The sequence below is a fragment of the Streptomyces echinoruber genome (assembly GCF_014651135.1).
In the GTDB taxonomy this organism is placed as follows: domain Bacteria; phylum Actinomycetota; class Actinomycetes; order Streptomycetales; family Streptomycetaceae; genus Streptomyces; species Streptomyces echinoruber.
Genome location: NZ_BMWH01000001.1, coordinates 166,732 through 189,809, shown reverse-complemented (window position 1 = coordinate 189,809; position 23,078 = coordinate 166,732). Strand labels below are relative to the sequence as shown.

Here is a 23,078-nt window from a genome sequence, read left to right as displayed (position 1 = left end):
GCCGGGCGGCAGGCTGCGGATCACGGCGGACGGGGCGACCGGACACCCTGGTGAACGCCGCGGCGGTGCGTCGTCACGGGTGGGTCGACGGCATCTCCGTGGAGGTCGGCACACGTGGTGCGGGCCGGCCTCATGGGCCGGCCTCATAAACCGGATCGACCGCGTCCATGCCGCCCCGCCCGAACCGCGCCGCGCCGCATCGCGCCGTGCCGCCCCGGAACTCCGGTCGCCCGGCGTCCCGGCAGGGGAAACGCGGCTTTCCGCGACAGTCCTCGCTAGGGCCGGCTGCTCTCCTCGGGGCTGATTCCCCCGCGGCTGCGGTCGGCCGGTCCCGGCTGTTTCTCCACGTCCGCGCATCCCGGCATCGCCGGGTGGCGGGCCAGCAGGAACACCCCGGTCACGATGGCGACCAGACCGACGGCCTCCCAGGTCAGCGCGACCGCTCCGGTCTCCAGCCGGTCACCGAGGAACCCGATGCCGCAGCCGATCCCCACCAGGGGCTCGGTAGCCGTCAGCGTCGGCAGCGACATGCGCAGCGGCCCGGCCTCGAAGGCGCTCTGCACCAGCATCAGACCGGTGACGGCCAGCGCCACCAGGGCGTAGGGCTCCCAGTGGACCAGCAGGCCGGTGATCCCCGCACGGCCGAAGATGCCGCTGGACACCCGGGTCAGGGCGTCCTGCAGCCCGTACAGCGCGCCCGCCGCGGCGGCCAGGAGGGGAGGCTCCTCGAAGAGCGGGAGGTGACGGGCGAAGATCACCAGGATCAGGGCCAGGCCGACGACCAGGCCGATGACGAGCCAGCGTCTGAAGGGGTCGGCGTCCGCGGCTCCGCCGCTGGGCCGTCCGGCCAGGCTGAACGCCGCCACTCCCCCGCTGAGCACCAGGACGCCCGCCCACCCCGACGCCCCCAGCCGCTGCCCGCTGAGCCTTCGGGCCAGCGCCATGGCGAACAGCAGGTTGGTGACCAGCAGCGGTTCCACCTGGGACAGGTCACCCGCGGCGAGCGCCACCGTGCCGAGCACCTGGCCCACCACCATGCAGGCGATACCACCGAGCCACAGACGGCTGTGGGCCAGGTCCCACAGCAGGCGGAACCGCAGCAGGTCACTCATGGGCGCCCGCTCGGCGGCGTGCTGCTGAAGCACGAAACCGACGCCCAGCATGCACGCGGAGGCCAGGCCGAAGAAGTAGACCATCGCAGCCCTACCTGTTTGCCCCGTCCTTGCCCCCGCGAGCTCTAGCCACCCGGAATACCCTATCTGTCCTTCTTTACGCTCTCACGCGGTGTCCGGTCCGGCTTCCCGCCGCGGATCCGGTCCGCCACGGATCCGGTCCGCCACGGATCCGGCGCCGCGCACCCCCGTCGGCCGGGCCGCGCCGGGCGACCAGGCCGTACCGGGCCACCGGGCCGTACCGGGCGACCAGGCCGTACCGGGCGACCAGGCCGTACCGGGCTGCTCGGGATTCCCGGCCGCGGCGGGTACTCACTGCGGCATGGGATCTTTGAGCTCACCTGTGCTGCTGGTGCTGTTCCTCGCGAGCGCGGCGGTGATCTGGTACGCGGGAATCAAGCTGTCCGACACCACCGACGTGCTCTCCGAGCGGCTGCGTCTGGGCAGCGCCCTCGGCGGGCTGATCCTGCTGGCGATCGCCACCAACCTGCCGGAGATCGCGATCACCGCCAGTGCCGCCCTGGCCGGTCAGCTCGGCGTCGCCGTGGGCAACATCCTCGGGGGCATCGCCGTCCAGACCGTCGTCCTGGCGGTCCTGGACGCGGCGGGGGTGCGGCCGCGCGCGCCGCTGACGCGCCTGGCCGCAAGCCTCGTCCTGGTTCTGGAGGGCGTCCTGGTCGTCGCGGTGCTCGCGGTCGTCGTCATGGGCACCCAGCTCCCCGGCGACCTGTCCTTCGCCCGGCTCAGCCCGGCGGCGGTGGTCATCACCGCCTTCTGGGTGATCGGGCTGGTGCTCCTCGACCGCGCCGGCAAGGGGCTGCCCTGGCGGGAGGGCGGGGACGCGCCCGGCGCGCAGCCGGAGCCGCGCGGCCACTCCAAGGGCAAGAAGGAGAAGGCCGCCACCGACAAAGGGGTCAGCACCCGGCGCGCGGCGCTGGTCTTCACCGCGGCGGCCGCGGCGACGCTCGTAGCGGGGGTCGTCATCGAACGCAGCGGTGAGGAGTTCTTCGGCCGCCAGGGCCTGAGCGGCATCCTGTTCGGCGCCACCGTGCTGGCCGCCGCCACCGCCCTGCCGGAGATCAGTACCGGCCTGACCTCCACCAGGCTGGGCGACTACCAGCTGGCCATGAGCGACATCTTCGGCGGCAACGCCTTCCTGCCGGTGCTGTTCCTCCTGGCGACCGTCATCTCCGGCAGGCCGGTCCTGCCCACCGCGCACCACACCGACATCTACCTGACGGCCCTCGGTATCGTGCTGACCGTCGTCTACATCACCGGGCTGGTCTTCCGGCCCAGGCGTCAGTACCTGCGCCTGGGCCCGGACAGCATCGCCGTCGTGGTGCTGTACGCCGTCGGCATCGCCGGCCTGACCACCATCGGCGGGTGAGGCGACGGGCCGGACGCCCCGCACACCCCGCATGCCCCGCGCACGCCGGACGTCCCGCGTACCCCGCACGCCCTGGCCGCAGACCGCCGCGCGCGTTTCGCGGGGCGCCGACGCGTACGGAACGGATGCCGACACGTACGTACAAGTGCGTACGGGGGAAGAGGCCGGTGCCTGTGAGGCAGACCGCGTCAGCCCGAGGTACCCGCCGACCGCCGCGGTGATCCTCCGGCACAGCGAGCGGCGGCGAGCCGGGCGGCCATCCGCCGGCGGACGGGCGGTCGCTGCTCACGGTCCGGCGGCCATCCGCCGGCGGCCGGCCGGCCATCTACCTACGGCCGGGCAGCCGCTACCTGAGCAGCACCGCGCGCGGCCCGCGCGGCATCAGCTCCCCCACCACGGGCGCCCCCGGCACCTCGCCGGCCACCAGCAGCCCGCCGGAGGTCTGGGCGTCCGCGAGCAGCAGTCGGGTGTCGGTGTCCGTGCCGCCGAAGTCGGTGTGCGGCGTCACCCACTCCAGGTTGCGCCGGGTGCCGCCGCTGACGTACCCGTCGCGCACCGCCTCCCGGGCCCCCTCCAGGTAGGGCACGGCGGCGGTGTCGATCACGGCGGTGACGTCGGAGGCGCGGGTCAGCTTGTACAGGTGGCCCAGGAAGCCGAAGCCGGTGACGTCGGTGGCGCAGGTGGCGCCGGCGGCCAGGGCGGCGGCGGCCGCGTCCCGGTTGAGGGTCACCATCGTGGCGATCGCCTGCTCGAAGCGTTCGCCGGTGGCCTTGTGCCGGTTGTTGAGCACGCCGAGGCCGAGCGGCTTGGTGAGCGACAGCGGCATGCCGGGCCGGCCGGCGTCGTTGCGCAGCAGCCGGGTGGGGTCGGCCAGGCCGGTGACGGCCATGCCGTACTTGGGTTCCGGGTCGTCGACGCTGTGGCCGCCGCCCACGTGGCAGCCCGCCTCGGTGGCGATGTCGAGCCCGCCGCGCAGCACCTCGCGGGCCAGGTCGAACGGCAGCACGTCCCGTGGCCAGGCCAGCAGGTTCACGGCGAGGACGGGGCGGCCGCCCATGGCGTAGACGTCGGACAGCGCGTTGGCCGCGGCGATCCGCCCCCAGTCGTAGGGGTCGTCGACGACGGGGGTGAAGAAGTCGGCGGTGGACACCACGGCCTGGGCCGGCGCGCCCGCCGGGGAGGGCAGCCGGGCCACGGCGGCGTCGTCGCCGGTGGCCAGCCCGACCAGGAGCGGGACGTCGCCCGCGGCCGGCCTGGGCGCGGTCAGCGCGCCCAGCACGTCCTCCAGTTCACCGGGCGGGATCTTGCAGGCGCAGCCGCCGCCGTGGGCGAACTGCGTGAGCCGTACGGGGGTTTCGCGCGTCGAGGTCATGGTCTTCCGCCTTTCGGGTAGCCTCCCGCGTGGAGGCGTGCGGGTGCCTGGTGGCCCTCCCGGTCTTCAAAACCGCGGTGCCCGAGGATCTCGGGCAGGGGGGTTCGATTCCCCTACGCCTCCGTCTCCGCTCTCCCCCGTGTCTCCGTTCTCCTCCGGGACTCCGCCCTCCCCCGCGTCGCCGGGTGTGTCTCCGTCGCCGGGTGCGCGGCCGGCCGGCAGCGGCGGCGCCGGTCGTCCACCCGCTCCGTGTACCCGCGGGCGTCGAGGAACTCCAGCAGCGGCACGGCGACCCGGCGCGTGGTGTCCAGGGCCCGGCGGGCCTCGCTGAGCGTGAACGGCTGGGGCAGCCGGCGCAGCACGGCGGCGGCCCGCGCGTCGGCGCCGGGCGGCAGCACGATGCCGTCGCCGACCCGCAGCAGTTCGCCGGCCGCGACGGCGGCGGCCAGGGCCTTGCGGTTCAGGCCCAGTTCGGCGAGGCGGTCGGCCTCCGGGGCGCGGAACGGGGCGCGGGCCAGGTCCCCGAGGACGGCGTCGACGGCCGCCCGCACCGGCGGCGGCAGCACGGGCCGGGCGGCGCCGGGACCGTACAGGCGGCCCTGGTGCTGCCGCAGCGGCACCGTGCCGGGCGCGGCGGCGAGGGCGTCGACCAGGCACCGGTCGGGCAGGCCGAGCAGGCGGCGGGCGGCCTCGGTGGGCAGGCCCGGCTCCAGCGGGTGCCGCTCGGCGTACCGCCGCACCTCCACGGCCAGGCGTTCGCGCAGTCCCGTCCAGTGGTCCGGGTCGGCCAGCCAGTCGCCCGCGACGGGACCGGCGGGCGGCGGCACCCCCATCGCCAGCAGGTCGGGGCGGCGGACCAGCCGGCGCCGGCGCAGTTCGGCCGCGCCGTCCGGGCGGCCGGTCAGGGCCGCGAGTTCCGCGGCCCGCGCCCGTGCCGCGCCGCGCCGGGCGAGCCGGGGCGGGCGCACGTCCAGGACGGTGACGCCGCACGGCGTGCGGGAGCCGCCGGGTTCGCGCAGCACGGCGCGGTCGCCGACGCGCAGCGGCAGGGCGCGGCGCAGGGTCAGCCGGGCGGTGTCCGGCCCGAGCGGGCGGACGGTCACCGGCACGGCGGCGGTGCCGATGTGCAGGGTGACCTCGCGGGGCAGGTCGGCGGCCGGCACCGGGGCGACGCGGACGTCGACCACGTCGGCCGTCAGCCAGCGGCCCGGCGTGAGCAGGACCTGCCCGCGGCGCAGGCGGTCGTCGGCGGCGCCGTGCACGTTGACCGCGACGCGCGCCACCCCGCCGACCGCGTCCACGTCCCGCTGCAGGCACTGCAGCCCGCGCACCCGCAGCGGCTGCGCGCCGTCGGCGGTGACCAGCCGGTCGCCGACGCGCAGGGTGCCCGCGCCGAGCGTGCCGGTGACGACGGTGCCGTGGCCGCGCACCGTGAAGGCGCGGTCGAGCCACAGCCGTACGTCCGCGTCGGCCGGCGGGACGGGCAGCGCGCGGGCCATCCGGGCCAGTTCGGCGCGCAGTTCGTCCAGTCCGGCGCCGGTCACCGCGCTCACCGCGACGGACGGCACCGCGCCCAGCGAGGTCGCGGCCATGCGCTCGACGGCGTCCGCGCGCACCGGCTCGGGGTCGGCGAGGTCGCTGCGGGTCACCGCGAGCACCGCGTGCCGCACGCCGAGGGCGTCGAGGATCGCCAGGTGTTCCTCCGACTGCGGCTGCCACCCCTGGTCGGCGGCGACCACGAACAGCACGGCGGGCACGGGGCCCACCCCGGCCAGCATGGTGGCGACGAACCGCTCGTGTCCCGGCACGTCCACGAAGGCCAGGTGCTCCCCGCCGTCACCGTCACCGTCGACGTCGCCATCGCCGGCGCCATCGGCTTCCAGCCGGGTCCACACGAAGCCCAGGTCGAGGGTGAGCCCGCGGCGCCGCTCCTCCTCGTACCGGTCGGGCTCCATCCCGGTCAGGGCGCGCACCAGGGCGGACTTACCGTGGTCGACGTGCCCGGCGGTGGCCACCACCCGCACGGCGGCTCACCTCCCCGCGGCCGACCGGACGGCCCCGGCCAGCCGTTCGTCGTCCTCCGGCGGCACCGCCCGCAGGTCGAGCAGGCACCGGCCCGCCTCCAGGCGCCCCACCACGGGCGTTGCGCCCGTGCGCAGGCGGGCGGCGTACGGCTCGGGCAGGGACAGCGCGGCGCTGGGCAGGGCGACCCCGGGCGCGCCGCCGCCGCCCACCGTCGCCTCGCTGGGCACGGCCCGTACGTCGATGCCGTCGGCGCCCAGGTCGGCGGCGAGCCGCCCGGCGCGGCGCATCAGCTGCTCCGGGTCGGCGGCCAGCGCGGCGGCGGTCGGCGTGTCCGGCCCGGTGAGCGTCGCCTCCAGCGCGGCGAGGGTGAGCTTGTCCACGCGCAGGGCGCGGGCGAGCGGGTGCCGGGCGAGCCGGCGGACCAGGTCCTCCTCGCCGAGGAGCAGACCGCACTGGGGACCGCCGAGGAGCTTGTCGCCGCTGGCGGTGACGAGGGCGGCGCCGGCCCGCAGCTGGGTCTCGGCGTCGGGTTCGTCCGGCAGCCGCGGGTGCGGCGCGAGCAGCCCGGAGCCGATGTCGACGACCACCGGCACGTCCAGCGCCGCCAGCTCGGCGACCCCGGCGGAGCGGGTGAAGCCGGTGATGCGGAAGTTGGAGGGATGCACCTTCAGCACGAACGCCGTGTCGGGGCCGAGGGCGGCGGCGTAGTCGGCGGCGGTGGTGCGGTTGGTGGTGCCCACCTCGCGCAGCCGGGCCCCGGTGGAGACCAGCAGGTCCGGCAGCCGGAACCCGTCGCCGATCTCGACCATCTCGCCGCGGCTGATGACGATCTCCCGGCCGGCGGCGAGCGCGGTCGCCGCCAGGACCAGGGCGGCGGCGCCGTTGTTCACCACGTGCGCGGCGGCGGCCGAGGGCACGCGGTCGCGCAGGGCGCGCAGGGCGGTGCGGCCGCGCCGGGCCCGGACACCGGTACGCAGGTCCAGCTCCACATCGGTGGGTCCCGCGGCGTCCTGCACCGCCTGCCGGGCCGCCGCGGACAGCGGCGCCCGGCCGAGGTTGGTGTGCAGCAGCACGCCGGTGGCGTTGATGACCGGGCGCAGTCCGCCCGCCGTGCGCGGCAGCAACGCGGCCGCCGCGTCCGCCACCTCCTCCGGCGCGATCCTCCCGGCGCGCGCCCGCTCCTGCGCCTGCCGCACGGCCGCCTTCACCAGGCCCGCACCCAGCCGGCGCGCCGCGGCCTCGAGGCGCGGATCGCGCAGCAGGACGTCGGTGCGGGGGATCCTGCGGCGCCCGCCCCCGCCCCCGTCCCTGCTCCCGTCCCTGCTCCCGTCCCCGTCCTCGCCGGGACGCCGGACGGCCGCCCGCGGCGCCTCACCGCCGCCGTCGCCTGCCTGTGCTGCCACCAGCCGCTCCACGTAGCCACTCCCTGTCCGGGGCCGGGCCCGGTTCCGGCGGACGCCGACTCCTCCCGTCGGCCCTCCCAGTCTGGCGCCTTCCCCGCTCACCGGCGCGTACCGCACCGGAATGCCGAGGCACCCCCGCGTGCCGCCTACCGGCGTGTTCCCGACGCGTTCTCCGGCGTGCTCCCCGGTATGGCTCCCGGTGTATGTCCCGGCGTATGTCCCGATGTATGTCCCGGCGTATGTCCCGATGTACGTCCCGATGTATGTCCCGGCGTGTCGTGCACGGTGCCTTCGTGCCTTCGCGTGCTGCCGCGCGGCTGTTTCGGCGTCGCCGTGGCCCGGACGGCCCCGCCGGTCGCCGACCGAGCACCGGATCCGCCGGCGGTCCGGCGGAGCCCGCCGCGGTCGGTGAGGCCCGCGCCGGCCCGCGGGACCGGACGGGCGACGCGTATGCCTCACGCCGCCCTCTGCGACGCGGCGGCTTCCGGGCGCAGGTCCTCCAGGGTGAGCCGGCGGGCAGGCGGCTCGGGCAGGACGACGCGGCGGGCGACGTCCAGGTCCGGGCCGACGCGCAGCAGTTCCCCGGCGTCCATCAGGCGCCACTCGGGGTGATCGTCCATGCGCTCGCCGGCGACCACGACCGCGGGGTGGGCGGCCAGGTGCTCGGAGTGGACCCGCAGGTGCCCGTGGCTGCCGCTGTGGTCCAGGTGCCGGGTGCCGTGGTGGCCGCCGGCCGGGCGCCGCAGCACGTACAGCTCGTGGGTGTCCGGGTAGCGCAGGGCCCAGAGCTCGTCCGGTGTGATCAGGACGAAGTTGAGGGCGTACACGGCCAGGTTCCGCGCCACCCACCGGGCGGCGTGCTCGATCCCGGCGCCCAGATCGCCGCCGTGGCGCTGCGTCTCCCGGGTGACGAGGGCGAAGAAGCGTTCGGAGTCGGTGTCGCCCCGGACGAGGGAGAGGTCCGGTCCGAGGTGGGCCTCAAGACGGTCGAGGTCCTCGATGACACCGTTGTGGGCGAAGAACCGGCCGCGCTGCTCGAAGGGGTGGGTGTTGCGGAGTTCCAGACCTCCGGTGGAGGCGTAGCGGATGTGGGCGAGGAACGTCGTGGACCGCGCCTGCCTGGCCTCCTGCGCGAACGCGCGGTCCCGGTAGGCGGCGATCGGCGCCTTGTGCAGTTCCGGCGTCCCGTCGTCGGCGAAGTACGCCAGGCCCGTCCCGTCGGGTTCGCGGTGGCTTTGGCGGTCGAGACTGTCGGGGGCGTCGAGCAGCCAGAAGGTGGCCCGCGCGGGCCGCGGTCCACTGCTCAGGCCGAACAGGCGGCACATCGGATTCCTCCTCGGACGGGATCGGGGCGGTGGGAGGGGCACGCACGTCTCGCACGGGCCGACGGTGTGACGAGGCGGCCGGCACCGGGTCGGCCCGACCAGTGGCGGTCCGGAGTGGCAGCCCGGCCGGCGGCGGCCCGGTCAGTGACGGCCCGGACGGCGGGGGTTCTTGGTCTCCGCGCCGTGGGCGAAGCCGTCGGCGTCGTCCGCGTGGTGCTGCGCCTCCCCCTGCCGGCTCAGGCGGGGCAGCGCCCGGCGCAGGTCCTCCAGGAGCAGGTCGGCCAGGTCGTGGCTGAAGCCGTTGCGCACCACGACGCGTAGGACGGCCAGGTCGGTGCGGTGCTCGGGGAAGGTGTAGGCGGGGACCAGCCAGCCGCGCTCGCGCAGCGCCGCCGACACGTCGAAGACGGTGAAGTTGTCGATGCCGTCCCGGACGCGGAAGGCGAAGACCGGGAGCCGGGTGCCGTCGGTGATCAGCTCGAACGGCCCGAGCTTTGTGATCTCGGCGGCCAGGCGGGTGGCGACGTCGCGGCACGTCTGCTGCACCCGCCGGTAGCCGTCGAAGCCGAGCCGGAGGAACGTGTAGTACTGGGCCACGACCTGCGCACCCGGCCGGGAGAAGTTCAGCGCGAACGTCGGCATGTCCCCGCCGAGGTAGTTGACGTGGAAGACGAGGTCCTCGGGCAGGGCCTCCTCGTCGCGCCACAGCGCCCAGCCGACGCCGGGCATGACCAGGCCGTACTTGTGGCCGGAGGTGTTGATGGAGGCGACCCGGGGCAGCCTGAAGTCCCAGACCAGGTCCTGGTCGAGGAACGGGGCGATCATCGCCCCCGACGCGCCGTCGACGTGGATCGGCACGTCCAGTCCCGTCCGGGCCTGCAGGTCGTCCAGGGCAGCGGCGATGCCGGCGACCGGCTCGTAGCTGCCGTCGAACGTCGAGCCCAGGACCGCGACGACGCCGATGGTGTTCTCGTCGCACAGCTCGACCGCCTTCTCGGGGCTCAGGTGGTAGCGATCGCCCTCCATCGGCACGTAGCGCGGCTCCACCTCGAAGTAGTCGGCGAACTTCTCCCAGCAGACCTGCACGTTGATGCCCATGACCAGGTTGGGCCGGTCGGTGGACCCGCCCTCGGCGCGGCGCCGGCGCTGCCAGCGCCGTTTGAGCGCGAGCCCGCCGAGCATCGCCGCCTCGCTCGAGCCGGTCGTCGAACAGCCGATCGCGCGGTGCGGACGCTCGGCGTGCCACAGCCGGGCGAGCATGTGGACGCACCGGGTCTCGAGCTCCGCGGTCTGCGGGTACTCGTCCTTGTCGATCATGTTCTTCTGCGCGCACTCGGCCATGAGGCGCAGGGCCTGCGGTTCGGCCCAGGTGGAGACGAACGTCGCCAGGTTCTGCCGGGCATTCCCGTCGAGCATCAGCTCGTCGTGCACGATCTGGTAGACGGTGTCCGGCTCCATCTCCCCGTCCGGGAGGACGTACCGCGGCACGTGCACGGGCTCACGGCTGAACAGGGGGTTCAGCTCCAGATCCCTGCCTTCGTCCTGTTGCTCGTGGAAGTGCTTCACAGACATCCGGACGTCCCCTCTTTTTTCTACTACTTTCTACAGTTTTTGTAGTTTTTGCGGTGTTTGCGGTAGCCGGTCCCGAACAGTCATTGACCTGCCGTCGGCAGTTCCCCGCAACCGGGAACGGGGCACGCGAAAGGCCCCTGCGCGTCTTCGTGAGACCGGCCCGCCTCCGTTTGCCGACTCCGGGCAGTCACCCGGTCGTCCGTCGGCGACCATGGAGGAGGTGTTCGACAGAGAGGCTCGGCAGAGAGGCTCGACAGAGAGGCTCGACAGAGAGGCTCGACAGAGAGGCTCGACAGAGAGGCTCGACAGAGAGGCTCGACAGAGAGGCTCGGCAGAGAGGTTCGACAGGGGGATTCGGCAGAGGGGTTCAACACAGGAGTTCGGCACTCCGACGGAAGACGGAAGATGGTCGTCACCAGACACGCGCGGAGACCGCGGTGAACCGGCTCCCGCAGGCACTCCGCCACGGGTGGGAGCAACTGGGCGCCCGCACCCTCGTGCGGCGGGGCCGCGATCTGGAGCTGATGCACCGGGCGCTGGGGTTCGCCACCCTGGCCCTGGTGACGCTGGCGCCGCTGCTGATCGTGGTCGCCGCCGCCGATCCGCTGGGCCGGGGCGGCTTCGCGCCCTGGCTGGCCGACGGCATGGGGCTGTCGGGGCGGTCCGCGAAGGAGCTCACGGACGTCATCAGTCCGCCGCACAGCGTCATCAACACGACCAGCGTGTGGAGCGGTGTGGCGCTCGCCGTGTTCGGTGTGCCGTTCGGCGGGAGTGTGCAGAACGGCTACGAGCGGATCTGGGGCGTGCCCTCCGGACCGTGACACCGGGTGTGGCGGCAGGCCGTGTGGCTGATCGTGCTGACCGTGTACCTGTACCAGGAGGTGCGGTCCCGCTCCGCGCTGCCCGGAGTGGGACGGATCGCGCTGAGCTCGGCGACCGGCGTGCTGTTCTTCTGGTGGGGTCAGTGGTTCCTGCTGGGCGGCCAGGTCCGGTGGCGGGACCTGCTGCCTGGCGCGATGTGCACCATGGCGGGCCTGGGCGGTCTGCGCGTGTTCTCCTACTTCGTCTTCGCACCGCTGGTGGTGACCAACGCCGTCAGCTACGGCGCGGTCGGCGTCGTGCTCGTCGTGGAGTCGTGGCTGATCGGCGTGGGGTTCGTGGTCTACGGGGGCGCGCTGTTCGGGCACTGGCTGCTCGACCACCACCTCCCCCACCCCTTCCGGGGCCGGGACCGGCAGCCGACGGCACCGGGCCCGTCCTGATCCGGGGCGGGGCGATGCGCCGGCCGCCGGACCACGGGGGGCTCGCCCGCGACCGTACCGTCGCCGAGCGGTCCGGGAACTGCGGGCACTCCACCAACCGCCGGGCCGTCATCGATCCGTGTCGATGTGCAGATACGAAGACGAAGGAGGCCGTGAGACTCGGCGGCTGCCGCCTCGGACCATGGGCTCAGGCAGCGGCCGAGAGGGGTCCGGCTCCGGAGCCGAGCGAGCGCAGGATCCGCGCCTCTTCCCTCCGGGCGGCGGAGGGAGGGATCCGGCCGCCGGCGCGGCGGAGGGCGAGGCGGGCGAAGGCGTCGGCGGTTTCGTTGAGGTCGTGTCCGATGTGGCCTTTCAGCCAGCGGACCTGGACGCGGTGGCGGTGGCGCACCAGGCGGTCCATCAGCCGCCGGCTCTCCGGGAAGAGGAGGGTGCGGTGGGCGGCTGCCGGGTCGGCGGAGCGCAGGGCCGTGTCGACCGCGTCGACTGCCTCGGTGCTGTCGCACAGGAGGACCACGGGCGCATCCTCGTGGTGCTCGAGGAGGCTGAGGGCGGCCGCGCAGATGCCGATGGCTTCGGCTTCACCGCTGCTCGAGGCCAGGGAGTCGCCGTATCCGGTGGTCCCGTCCTCGGCAGCCCAGCCGTAGCCGCACAGTGCGGACTCGTCACCGACGGCGGCGTCGGCGACGGCCACCACGGCGGTGTCGGGAAGGTCGGCGAGCACGGCGTAGCGGTCCCCGTCGGCCGGAACCGTTGCCGTCGGACGGTCGCCGTCCCCGTACCCGTCGCCGTCCCCGTCTGCGTCCCCGTCCTCGTCCGCGTCGGCGGGATGGGCGTCGGCGAGGGCGGCCGCGAGAGCGCGGTGACAGCGCGGGCAGCCGTCGGCCTGTTCACGGCAGTGCGCCTGGTGCCTCACGGTCAGCTCACGCACGCCGTGCCACAACTCCGGCTCGGTGTCGGCGAAGCGCGCCAGAGCCGCGGCGCGGCACTGCGCGATGAGTTCCGCGAAAGGCCCCGCGGTCAGGCAGGCCTGCATCCGGTCGTGGAGTTCCGTGGCCCGGAGCAGGGCTTCGCGTGCGCGGGCGGCGAGCACCGCGGTGTCCTGGTAGGCGTCGTCCAGAGCGTCGAGCCGGGTGCGCCGCGCGGCGGGAGAGCAGGCGAGTGCGTCCCGTTCGGCCTGGCCGATCGCGTAGCGGCCCCAGGCCAGCGCGACACGGGCGTGGCGGCTCCACCGTTCGACCACCGCGTCGTGCGGGAGGTACGGGTTCTCTTCCTCCCGGGCGTCGCGCAGGAGGGCCTGCACGAAGGCGTCGTCGTCGCAGTCCCGCAGGGCACGCACCGGTGCCGGCAGTTCGTCGCCGGCCGTTTTCCGCTCCCAGGCCCAGCGGGCGAGGTCGCTCTCCGGCGCCTGCGGTGTGCCGTCCGGCAGTCCTCTGGCGCGGAGTTCCTGCCGCAGGGCCTCGGCGTAGGCCGCCGGGAATGCCCTGCGCGCCACCCTCAGCTCCAGCGTGTCCACCGGCCGGGAGCGGCCGGCGAGGCGGCGGGCACGCTGCTCCTTGTACACGGACTCCGCCTGCGAGCGGGCCCGTCGCACCTTGCGCGCGTGGGCGCGCAGGTGCCGCAGCCGCTCGGGGAGCCGAGCCGAGAGTTCCGCGCGCCGGACGGCCCCGCGCGCCAGGACGTCGGCGTGGGCGAGGACGACGGTGAGGGGACCGGTGAGCGAGGCGTGGTCCAGGGCCGCGGCGATCTCCGGGGCGCAGATCCCGTTCATGCGGGCGAGGACGGCCTCCTGCAGGGCGGTGAAGTCGTCGGCGAGGCGGCGGACCAGCTCGGTGTGCTCGGTGATCGTCACGGTGGCCTTCCAGGTCGCGGGTGGTGGTGGGCGGGGCCGACGGGTGGGTGATCGGGTGGGGGTGCGGGCGGGCTCGTGGTCCGGGCGCCGGGGGTGCGCCCGAGGCCAGCGGAGGTGTGAGCCGCCGCCGTGCGGAGACGACGGAGACGACGGCGGCGCCCGGCAGGGTCCCGTCCGCGGTCCGGGCTACTGCACCTGGCCGGTGAAGATGGCCGTGCGGTACCAGCCGGAGCCGGAGGTGTCGGTCGGCGTGATCTCGATCTGGACGTTCCTGGCCGTCCTGGGGAACACGCAGGCCGCCTTCCAGGTCTGGGACTTGCCCGGCAGCAGGTGCGTGTCCGGCGCGCCGTCGAAGCCCGCGTCCGTGTCGAAGACCTCCTCGGCGCCGTCCGGGCAGGACAGGCCGACCATGCTCAGGTCGATCGCGGACTTGGAGCCGTTCTGCAGAGTGACGGAGAAGGCCAGGTAGGCCTTGCCGGACGGGCTGGCGTACTCGCCGGAGGTGCCCCGGCTGAAGCCGCTCAGGTGCGCCTTGACGCCGTTCTTCCACGTGGCGGTCTTGTCCAGCGCGACGGTGAAGGTGTCACTGTCGGAACTGTCGGAGTCGTCCTGGGTGTTCTGCGCGTCCTCGGCGTTCCGGGTGTCCCGCGAGGCGGTCACGGTGGCCGCCGGCGGCGCGGTGTCGGTCTGGGTGCCGCCGGTGGTGGAGCAGGCGCCCAGGGAGCAGCCCACGACGGTCGCGGCCACGGCGAGGACGGTTCTGCGCGGGCGGGTCGGGGGCGCCGCGATCGGCGCGAGGAGCGTCGAGGCGCCGCGGGCGGGCCGCGCCGCGCGCCACGACGGCTTCCTCCCGGCCGACGGGGAGGGGGACGGGGAGGGGGAGGGGGAGGACGGCGTGCCGGAGATGTTCGGGTAGCTCATGAGACCGCTCCTTATACGGATATGACGGGACTTGTACGGAGGTGGAGGGACAAGGGAAGGGCCTGACGGGTGGCGGAAGGAGGGGGCGCGCATGCGGACGGAAGCGGACGGAGGCGAAGCCGCCCCGCCGCGCCCGGGTCCGGACCGGCAAGACCGAGCCGGACAGAGCCGGACAGAGCCGCCCCCGGGTGCGGCATCGCGGCTCGGACGCCACGGCCACGCGAGTGCGGGAGCCGTGGGCCGTACCCGCGGGTGGGATCTCGTCCGGGGAAGGGACGTTCGGCTGAGAAGGTCTCGGCGTCGGAGAACCCGCGCCGCGCACTTCTTCAGCTCCGCCTCCCCCGGATCTTCCGGCCCAACTCGCTGTGCGGGTCGAGGAGCGCGCCCGCGACGCGGCCGGCGGAGTCCTTCACGCCGCCGCTGAAGTTGAGCCGGCCGGTGGAGCCGACGTTGGCGCAGACTCCGTCCCAGTAGGCGGGTTCGCGTTCCCAGCGGACGTCGGCGAGCAGGTGCTCGACCGTCTCGTAGCTCATGGCGTCGCCGGGGGCGCACCAGGGGGTCGCGCGGTGCAGCAGGATGCCGAGGCCCGCCATCACGGCCGGGGCGGTGATCGCGCCGCGCCGGGCGAAGTCGGGGAAGTGGCCCTCGATCAGCCGGGACACCAGACGGACGACGACCGTCTCCACCTCGTCGGCGTCGGTGTGGGGCGGCAGGTCGCCCTCGTGGACGGTGGCCGCCGAGTACTGCACCCCCTTGCCGCCGAAGACGGTGGTGACGATCAGCGCCCGCAGCGCGGACAGCGTCACGACCTCCTTGTCGGTCCTGGTGAGCTGCCGCTTGCCGACGTTGACCAGCTTGCCGAACGGCATCCGCTGCCCGTCCGACTCGACCTCGAGCTTCTCGCCGACGGTGTGGGCGAGGCGGGTGGCGAGGTCGCGCTGGTCCATGGACATGGCCAGGTTCTTGGCGACGTCGACGCCCTTGACGTTGCGGTCGTAGAAGATCTGCCGCGCGTCCGCCGGGGAGATCCCCAGGTAGAGCTCGAAGGGGATGCGGACCCGCCGGCCGAGCTCGGTGTAGGTGAGGCCGAAGGACTCCGGGTCCTGGTAGATGTCGTGCCAGGCGGTGGTCTGGGTTTCGCCGTCGATGGCGATCACCATGGCGTCCGGGGCGACGGTCAGCGTCCGCAGGCCCGAGCCGGGGATCAGCTCCTCGCTCATCGCGGCGATCCCGCCCGCGTGCCAGAGCGTGATCGGGGGCGTGGACCAGGCGGAGCCGTGCTTGCCGAGGATGCCGGCGGCGATGTACTCGGCGTAGTCCGGGATGTTCTTGCCCTTCTGGGACTTCAGCGTCCGCTGCACGGTCGCGCGCAGCTCGGCGTGGCGCCGGTCGTGCCCGGACGCCGTCTTGAGGGCGCGCGGGTCCTCCTCCTGACGCGGCGACGGCACGAGACGTACCAGCGTCGCGAGGGACATGGTGCCGATGACCGCGTCCTCGCGGAACGGCATGACGGTGAGCGGGATTCCCTCCGGGGTGCCGCTCGGCATGGTCAGGCGCATGGATTCCCCCCTGGGTGGTGTTGACCGGCCATCGCCCGGTCCCGAGGCGCCGCCTGTCCCCCGGCATCCCGCAGAAAGAGATCGGGACAGGACGAGGGGCTGGGCGCTCGAGGACAGGGCTGTGGCAAGAGAAGCGACACTTCACGCCGGTGAGCGACGCTCACTAGCGGAAGCGAATACATGAAAGCATGACAGTGAAAGCACTGTCCAACAGTTTTCAGGAGTTGACTCCCGCTGTAGGGTGTGACTACGCCGACCATCGGAGCCAGGACCACACCCATGCCGCAGCCCCCCGCACCCTCCGCCCAGGTGACAGCCGCCGAGATCTCCCGCATCGCGGGCGTCACGCGCGCCACCGTCAGCAACTGGCGCCGCCGGCACGACGACTTCCCCGCACCCTCGGGCGGCACGGACAGCAGCCCGCTGTACGACCTGGAGGAGGTCCGCGCCTGGCTCGCCTCACGCGGACAGCGCACCGCGGCCACACCCAGCGGGGAGCTGCGCACCACCCTGCGCCTGCGCGAACCGGCCGGCGCCGGCGCGTCCGACCTGCTCCTGCTGGTCCTGGCAGCCGCCCGCCGCCCCGCCGACGGCCTCACCGGCCTGCTCGCGCTGCCCGACGACGACCTGGTGAAGCAGGCGAACGACGCGGCCGCCGGGGTCGCGGACGTGGTGCCGGACACGGAGTCCGTCCGGTTCACCGCCGCCGACGCCGCGGTCCTGCGCGCCCTGCTGCTCTGCGTCCGCGACGAGGGCGCGCAGACGGCGCTGGGCGTACTGGCGGAGCGGGAGCTGGAGGACAGCGCCGCCAGCGGCGCCTACCGCACCCCGGCCCCGCTCGCCGACCTGCTGGCCCGCCTGATCCCGGGCTCCCCCGCCCGCGTCCTCGACCCCGCCTGCGGCAGCGGCACCCTGCTGTCGGCCGCCGCGGCGCGCGGCGCGCGCGAGCTGTACGGGCAGGACAGCCTTCCCGTCCAGGCGCGGCGCACCGCGGTCGGCCTGACCCTGACGGCCGGGGAGGGCGCGGACGTCACCGTGCGCACGGGCGACAGCCTGCGCGCCGACGCCTTCCCGGACCTCACCGTCGACGCCGTGCTGTGCAATCCGCCCTACGGCGACCGGGACTGGGGCCACGACGAACTGGCCTACGACCCGCGCTGGGCGTACGGCTTCCCGCCCCGCGCCGAGTCCGAACTGGCCTGGGTCCAGCACGCGCTGGCCCACCTCGAACCGGGCGGCCACGCCGTGCTGCTCCTCCCGCCGGCCACGGCGTCCCGCTCCTCCGGCCGCCGCATCCGCGCCGAGCTGATCCGCAGCGGCGCGTTGCGGGCGGTGGCGGCCCTGCCGCCGGGTGCGGCGATCCCGCTCCACATCGGCCTGCAGGTGTGGGTGCTGCAGCGCCCGGAGCCGACCCGGCCGGCGTACCAGACGGTGCTCTTCGTCGACACCGCGGGCGAGCCCACGCCTGCGGGGCGCGGCGGGAGCCGTGCCGGCGCGGTGGACTGGGCGCGGGTGACCGAGCGGATCCTCTCCGCGTGGACGGCGTACGCCGAGGACCCGGACGGGTTCGAGGCACAGGCCGGTGTGGCGCGGGCGGTGAGCGTGGTCGACCTGCTCGACGAGGTGGTCGACGTGACCCCGGCCCGGCAGGTCCGGGCCTCCCAGGCGGACGTCGACCCGCGGGAACTGGCCCGCGAGGCCGCGGCGGCCCGCGAAGAACTGGCGGCGGCGGTGCGGACGGTGGCCGAACTGGCCGGCACGGCCTCGTGGGACGTCGCGGGGGCCTCGGCCCGCGAGTGGCGCACGGCCACGGTGTCGGACCTGGCCCGGGGCGGGGCGCTGAAGGTGCTGCGCGCGGCCCCGGTCCCACCGCGGGCGATGGCCGCCGAGGCGGAGGACGCGGAGGCGGGCGCCGACGGCGGGGAACGCCGGCCTGTTCTGACGGGCGACGACATCGCCGGCGGGACCGGGCCGACGGGGCAGGTCCTGGACGCGCGGGCCGAGCAGATGCCGGAGATCGCCGTGGGCGACGTCCTGGTCCGCAACCTGGTCGGCGGCGCCGGCGCCGTGGCCCGGGTCGCGGGCGAGGCGGAGGCCGGCGCCCTGCTGGGGGCCGGCGTCCACCTGTTCCGGCCGGACCCGGCGCGGCTGGACTCCTGGTTCCTCCTCGGCTTCCTCAGCTCCGAGGCCAACCTGGCCGGCGCCTCGACCGGCAGCTCCACGCTCCACCTCAGCCCGGGGCGGCTGCGCGTACCGCTGCTGCCGCTGGCGGAGCAGCGGCGGTACGGCGAGGCCTTCCGGCACGTCGAGACGCTGCGTGAACAGGCGCGGCGCGCACGGGACTTGGCCGAGGAGACGGCACGGCTGCTGTCGGGCGGACTCACGGGCGGCCAATTGCTGCCGCGCGGAACGTGACTTCGCAGCCATCAGGCGACAATTCGCCCATATAGGGCAGCGTATCGTCACATCACTACTTGGGGGGTACATGTGTGCGGCCGACGGCGCGCGACAGGAGCCGAACGCTCACGGGAGGAACCCGGGGAGCCCCTCGGTGAGCAGCAGCCGTACGAGGGCGGCGAGGCGCGCCCACTCCCAGTGGCCCGGTGGACCTCACGCGGAGACGACGGACGTCCTGGCCGCGCCGACCCGCACCCGGCCGGAACCCGCCCCATGTTTTCCGTCCCAAGGGGCTGATATTTCCATTTCGCAACCCCCGTTCCCGTCCCGACCGCATCCACTACCGTGTCTCCAGGCGCGCATCGCCGCTGATCAGACGCTCGCCACGACCGAATTTCGAGGACACACGTGCAGATCACGCCCCTGAACCCCGAGGACCCGCCCTCGCTGGGCGACTTCGAACTTCTCGGCCGGATCGGCCAGGGAGGCATGGGCCAGGTCTACCTGGGAGAGTCGCTCGGCGGTGAGCCCGCCGCGGTGAAGGTGATCAAGCCGTCGGTCGTGGACTCCGCGTCCCGTCGGCGGTTCGCGCAGGAGATCGAGGTCCTCAAGACCATCTGGGGTCCGCGCATCGCGGCGTTCCTGGGGGCCGACGCGGAGGCGGAGCAGCCGTGGCTGGCCACCGAGTACGTGGACGGTCCGGACCTCGCCCGGCACGTGAAGCGGCACGGACCGCTGCCGTCCGTCCTGACCGCGGCGCTCGGCGCGGTCCTCGCCGAGGCGCTGTCGGCCGTGCACACGCAAGGTCTGCTCCACCGCGACCTGAAGCCGGCCAACGTCCTGCTCGGACCGAACGGCCCGAAGATCATCGACTTCGGTCTGGCCGCCTTCACCGAGTCGACCGTCTCCCTCACCGCCCCCCACCAGGTCGTCGGCACCCCGATCTGCATGGCTCCCGAGCAGGCCGCCGGCGTGAAGCCGCTGACGGCGGCCGTGGACGTGTACGCGCTGGGCGCGCTGCTGCTCTTCGCCGCGACAGGTCACTACCCGCACGAGGCGGCGACCCCGTACATGGTGTTCCACCTCGTCACCGACCCGGACACGGCCCCGGACCTGTCCGGTGCGCCCGAGGAGCTGGTGCCGCTCCTGACCGGCATGCTCGCCCACGACGCCGAGGACCGGCCCTCGCTGACCGAGGTGGTGCAGCGGTGCCGTTCGGTGATCGAGGCCCAGGGCATGCGGATCGCCCAGGCGCGTCGCAGGCTCACCGCGTACACCGCGGGGCAACGGCACCAGGCCGCGCCCGCCGACGACTCCCCCGCCTTCCCCTGGCCCGCCTCCGCGGGCGACGCCCCGGGCGCGGAGACCGTCCCGGCCACGAAGACCGTCCCCTACACGGAAACCGCCCCGGAGGCGAAGACCGCCCCGGCCGCCCAGGAGTCCCCGGCCACTCCCGGCTCCGGCCCCGGCCCCGGCTCCCCGGCACCCTCCCCCACCGTGGCCGAGACCGCCCCCGGCCCCACCGGACCGGCGGTTCAGGACTCCCCCGGTCCCACGCCCCCCGCCCGGCCGGACTCCTCCGACGGTTCCCGTCGCGAGCAGCCGGCGCCGGGCCGCCCGCCCGCGGCGTCCCGGCGGCCCAAGGAGGGAACGCCCACGCTGCGGCACTCCGTGCAGGCCCGCAGGACCGCGGAGCGCCTCCGCGCCGCGTATGCGGCGGGGGCTCCCTTCTGAAACCCGGCCCACCGGAACTCGGCCGCCGCGCGCGCCGAGCCGCACGGCCACCCCTCCCCCTGACCACGCGTCCCGCCGTTCCGCCGGCGCCACCGCCGACCGCCGACCGCCGGCGACAGCGCCGACGACAGCGCCGGCGACAGCGACAGGACGCATCCCAGTCCACCGACACGAAAGCCCAGGAGGCATCCGCGTGACCGCCGACTTGAGCACCGCCCCCGCGACGAGCGGTGAGGAGGCCCTGTTCCCGCCGGGCGCCCAGATCCTCGTACGGGACGAGGTGTGGCTGGTCCGCAACGCGACGCGGACCGAGCACGACGGCATCCGGGTCGAGGCGGTGGGCGCGTCGGACTTCGTGCGCGACCAGGAGGCGGTGTTCTTCACCGCTCTGGACCGGATCGAACTGCTCGACCCGAGGCGGACCCGCCTGGTGCGGGACGACTCGCCGAACTTCCGCCGCTCGCGCCTGTTCCTGGAGGCGGTGCTGCGCAAGACGCCGCTGCCGCAGTCCGAGCGGGGCCTGGCGCTCGCGGACTCCTTCCTCCTGGACCCGCTCCCCTACCAGCAGCGCCCCGCGCAACTGGCTCTGTCGGGCCGTAACCTGCGCCCTCGCATGCTCATCGCGGACGTCGTCGGCCTCGGCAAGACCCTGGAGATCGGCCTCATCCTCGCCGAGCTGATCCGCCGCGGCCGCGGCGAGCGCATCCTGGTCGTCACCCCGCAGCACGTCCTGGAGCAGTTCCAGCACGAGTTGTGGACGCGGTTCGCGATCCCGCTGGTGCGCCTGGACTCGGTGGGTATCGAGCGGATCCAGCGGGAGATCCCGGCGGGCCGCAACCCGTTCACGTACTTCAAGCGCGTCATCGTCTCCATCGACACCCTGAAGAACACCGACCAGTACAAGCACCACCTGGAGCGGATCACCTGGGACGCGGTCGTCATCGACGAGTCGCACAACCTCATCAACAAGGGGTCCCTGCGCAACCAGTTGGCCCGTACGCTGGCCCCGCACACGGACGCCCTGCTGCTGGCCTCCGCGACCCCGCACAACGGCGACGCCCGCTCCTTCGCCGAGTTGATCTCCCTGCTGGACCCGGCCGCGATCCGCGACCCGGAGCACTACCGCGCCGAGGACATCAAGCACCTGTTCATCCGGCGCACCAAGGTCAGCCCCGAGGTGCGGGAGCAGATGAAGGGGCAGTGGGCGGACCGCGGCCCCTCCCGTTCGATCCGGGTGGCGGCCACGCCCGCCGAGGAGAGGATCTTCGAGGAGCTGGCCGCGGTGTGGCTGCCGTCCGACGGTGCGAAGTCGGTCAGCGACGTCCCCCTGTTCCCGTACACGCTGCTGAAGTCCTTCCTCTCCTCCCACGCGGCGCTGAAGGCCACGGTCACCACGCGCATCAAGACCCTGGAGAAGAAGGACGACCCCCGGGCGACGGCCGCCGAGCTCGCGGCCCTGCACCGGCTGCTGGAGCTGGCGTCGGGCATGACGGAGAAGGACTCGGGCAAGTTCGGCGCGCTGCTGGAGCAGTTGCGGGAGATCGGGGTCGGGCCGGGGTCCGACACCCGGGTGGTGGTCTTCTCCGAGCGGGTGCAGACCCTGGAGTGGCTGGCGCGGACCGTGCCGCAGGCCCTCGGCTTCAAGGGGAAGGCCGCCCAGGAGGCGGCCCGGGTCATGCACGGCGGCCTGTCGGACGAGCAGCAGATGCAGTGCGTGGAGGACTTCGGTCTCGCGGACACGCCCGTGCGCATCCTGTTCACCGGCGACGTGGCCTCCGAGGGCGTCAACCTGCACCGCCAGTGCCACCAGCTCATCCACTACGACGTGCCCTGGTCGCTGATCCGCATCGAGCAGCGCAACGGCCGCATCGACCGCTACGGGCAGGCGCACCAGCCGCAGTTCCGGGCGCTGATCCTCACCAGCTCCGTCGACGGCGCCAAGGACGACACGCTCGTCGCGGAGCGCCTGCTGGAGCGCGAGGCCCAGGCCCACCGGGCGCTGGGCACGGCGGAGGCGGTGTCCGGCCTGTACCGGGCGGAGGCCGAGGAGAAGTCCCTCATCCAGGACCTGCTGCGGGGCCGCACCGTGGACGAGTCCCTGGACGCCCGGCGCACCCCCGGCGCCGGCGACGGCGACGGTGCCGACGACGGCATGGACGACTTCCTCGCCGACTTCTTCGGCGCCGTGCACGACGACCCGGAGGAGGACGCCGCCACCACGGACGCGGGCGGCGGCGACGGCACCGGAACGGTGCCCAGGGCGCACGTGCCCCGGCTGTTCGCCTCCGCCCGCGAGTTCCTCGACGAGGCGCTGCGCGAGGTCTACCCGGACGCCCACGACCGGCTGGATCTGTCCGTCGACCCCGAGACCGGCCTGCTCTCCTTCGTGCCGCCCCCCGACCTGGTGCACCGCCTCAAGGCGCTGCCCCCGGACTACGTCCGCGAGCAGGGCCTGCGCGACCGCCTGAAGGTCACCTTCAACCGGCGGCTGGCCGAGCACAGCCTCCAGCGCGCCCGCGCCTCGGCGACCTCGAGCTGGCCCGACATCTCGCTGCTGACCGACCTGCACCCGGTCATGGAGTGGCTCACCGACAAGGTCCTGGTCCGCCTGGACCGCCAGGAGGCGCCGGTGCTGACCGCCGACGTGCCGCAGCCCACCTACCTCGTGCAGGGCATCTACTCCAACGCGCTGGGCCGCCCGACCGTCGTCAAGTGGATGGCGGTCACCACGGACGGCGAGGTCGACGACGACATGGTGGCGGTACTGCGCCGCGCGAAGGTCGGCCCGACGATGGCGAACCCGGGCCTCGCCCACGACACGGCCCGCCTCGCCGAGGCGATCCCCGGCGTCCTGGACACCGCGGAGGCGTTCCTGGAGCTCCACCGCGAGGCGTGGGACGAACCGCTCAGGAAGCCCATCGAGGAGTACAAGGCCCGCCTGGGCGCGTGGGAGCAGCCGACGCTGACGGACGGCGGTGGCGGCGCGTCCACCGGCACCCGCGAACGCCTCGCCTCCCTCGCGGACTCCCTGCTCACCACCGGCCGCCCGATGCTGCGCCTGCTCGCCGTCCTGGCCCCCGCCACGGCCCACGCCGCCTGA

General features: G+C 74.3%; 13 protein-coding genes, 1 tRNA gene and 1 pseudogene. 6 read left to right on the top strand and 9 right to left on the bottom strand.

Features of this window, described 5'->3' with window-relative positions:
• Positions 1-275 precede the first annotated feature (275 nt).
• Positions 276-1,196, bottom strand: a complete 921-nt coding sequence (locus tag IE225_RS00730; protein ID WP_190055278.1) for a DMT family transporter — start codon at positions 1,194-1,196, stop codon at positions 276-278.
• A gap of 298 nt (positions 1,197-1,494) precedes the next feature.
• On the opposite strand from IE225_RS00730, the gene IE225_RS00725 reads away from it, so the two are divergent.
• Positions 1,495-2,559 carry a calcium:cation antiporter family protein gene (locus IE225_RS00725; protein ID WP_190055277.1) on the top strand — a complete coding sequence of 355 codons (1,065 nt, stop codon included), beginning with the start codon at positions 1,495-1,497 and terminating at the stop codon, positions 2,557-2,559.
• 346 nt (positions 2,560-2,905) lie between these two features.
• On the opposite strand, the gene selD is transcribed toward IE225_RS00725, so the two are convergent.
• Entirely contained in the window at positions 2,906-3,931 is a 1,026-nt protein-coding gene (gene selD / locus IE225_RS00720; RefSeq protein ID WP_190055276.1) for a selenide, water dikinase SelD, read from the bottom strand.
• Between the two features lie 31 nt (positions 3,932-3,962).
• Here selD and IE225_RS00715 point away from each other — a divergent pair.
• Positions 3,963-4,055: transfer RNA gene (locus IE225_RS00715), tRNA-Sec, on the top strand.
• On the opposite strand, the gene IE225_RS00710 is transcribed toward IE225_RS00715, so the two are convergent.
• From IE225_RS00710 to gad, 4 genes are all read right to left on the bottom strand, one after another.
• A complete protein-coding gene (locus IE225_RS00710) occupies positions 4,045-5,955 on the bottom strand; it encodes a selenocysteine-specific translation elongation factor (protein WP_190055275.1) in 1,911 nt (636 codons plus the stop codon). The two genes, IE225_RS00715 and IE225_RS00710, sit on opposite strands and share 11 nt — an antisense overlap.
• Positions 5,956-5,961: 6 nt before the next feature.
• Positions 5,962-7,236, bottom strand: a complete 1,275-nt coding sequence (gene selA / locus IE225_RS00705) for an L-seryl-tRNA(Sec) selenium transferase (protein ID WP_229879175.1) — start codon at positions 7,234-7,236, stop codon at positions 5,962-5,964.
• 578 nt (positions 7,237-7,814) lie between these two features.
• Positions 7,815-8,684 (bottom strand): class II glutamine amidotransferase, encoded by an 870-nt coding sequence (locus IE225_RS00700; protein ID WP_190055273.1) that lies wholly within the window; start codon positions 8,682-8,684, stop codon positions 7,815-7,817.
• A 141-nt stretch (positions 8,685-8,825) separates the two neighbouring features.
• Positions 8,826-10,256: a glutamate decarboxylase gene (gene gad / locus IE225_RS00695; protein WP_190055272.1), complete on the bottom strand. Its 1,431-nt coding sequence runs from the start codon at positions 10,254-10,256 to the stop codon at positions 8,826-8,828.
• Between the two features lie 437 nt (positions 10,257-10,693).
• On the opposite strand from gad, the pseudogene IE225_RS00690 reads away from it, so the two are divergent.
• Positions 10,694-11,518, top strand: a pseudogene (locus IE225_RS00690) (YhjD/YihY/BrkB family envelope integrity protein).
• Positions 11,519-11,705: 187 nt separating this feature from the next.
• Here IE225_RS00690 and IE225_RS00685 read toward each other — a convergent pair.
• From IE225_RS00685 to IE225_RS00675, 3 genes are all read right to left on the bottom strand, one after another.
• Complete coding sequence (locus IE225_RS00685) at positions 11,706-13,367, bottom strand: RNase H family protein (RefSeq protein ID WP_190055271.1); 1,662 nt, start codon at positions 13,365-13,367, stop codon at positions 11,706-11,708.
• Positions 13,368-13,553: 186 nt separating this feature from the next.
• On the bottom strand, positions 13,554-14,288 hold the full coding sequence (locus IE225_RS00680; protein ID WP_190055270.1) for a DUF4352 domain-containing protein: 735 nt from the start codon (positions 14,286-14,288) through the stop codon (positions 13,554-13,556).
• Positions 14,289-14,614: 326 nt separating this feature from the next.
• Entirely contained in the window at positions 14,615-15,847 is a 1,233-nt protein-coding gene (locus IE225_RS00675; RefSeq protein ID WP_190055269.1) for a DNA sulfur modification protein DndB, read from the bottom strand.
• Positions 15,848-16,126: 279 nt separating this feature from the next.
• Between IE225_RS00675 and IE225_RS00670 the strand changes: the two genes are divergently transcribed.
• The 3 genes from IE225_RS00670 to IE225_RS00660 all read left to right on the top strand — a co-directional run bounded on the left by IE225_RS00670 (position 16,127) and on the right by IE225_RS00660 (position 23,078).
• A complete protein-coding gene (locus IE225_RS00670) occupies positions 16,127-18,262 on the top strand; it encodes an N-6 DNA methylase (RefSeq protein ID WP_229879098.1) in 2,136 nt (711 codons plus the stop codon).
• Positions 18,263-18,652: 390 nt separating this feature from the next.
• Entirely contained in the window at positions 18,653-19,978 is a 1,326-nt protein-coding gene (locus IE225_RS00665; protein ID WP_190055268.1) for a serine/threonine-protein kinase, read from the top strand.
• 193 nt (positions 19,979-20,171) lie between these two features.
• Entirely contained in the window at positions 20,172-23,078 is a 2,907-nt protein-coding gene (locus IE225_RS00660) for a DEAD/DEAH box helicase (RefSeq protein ID WP_190055267.1), read from the top strand.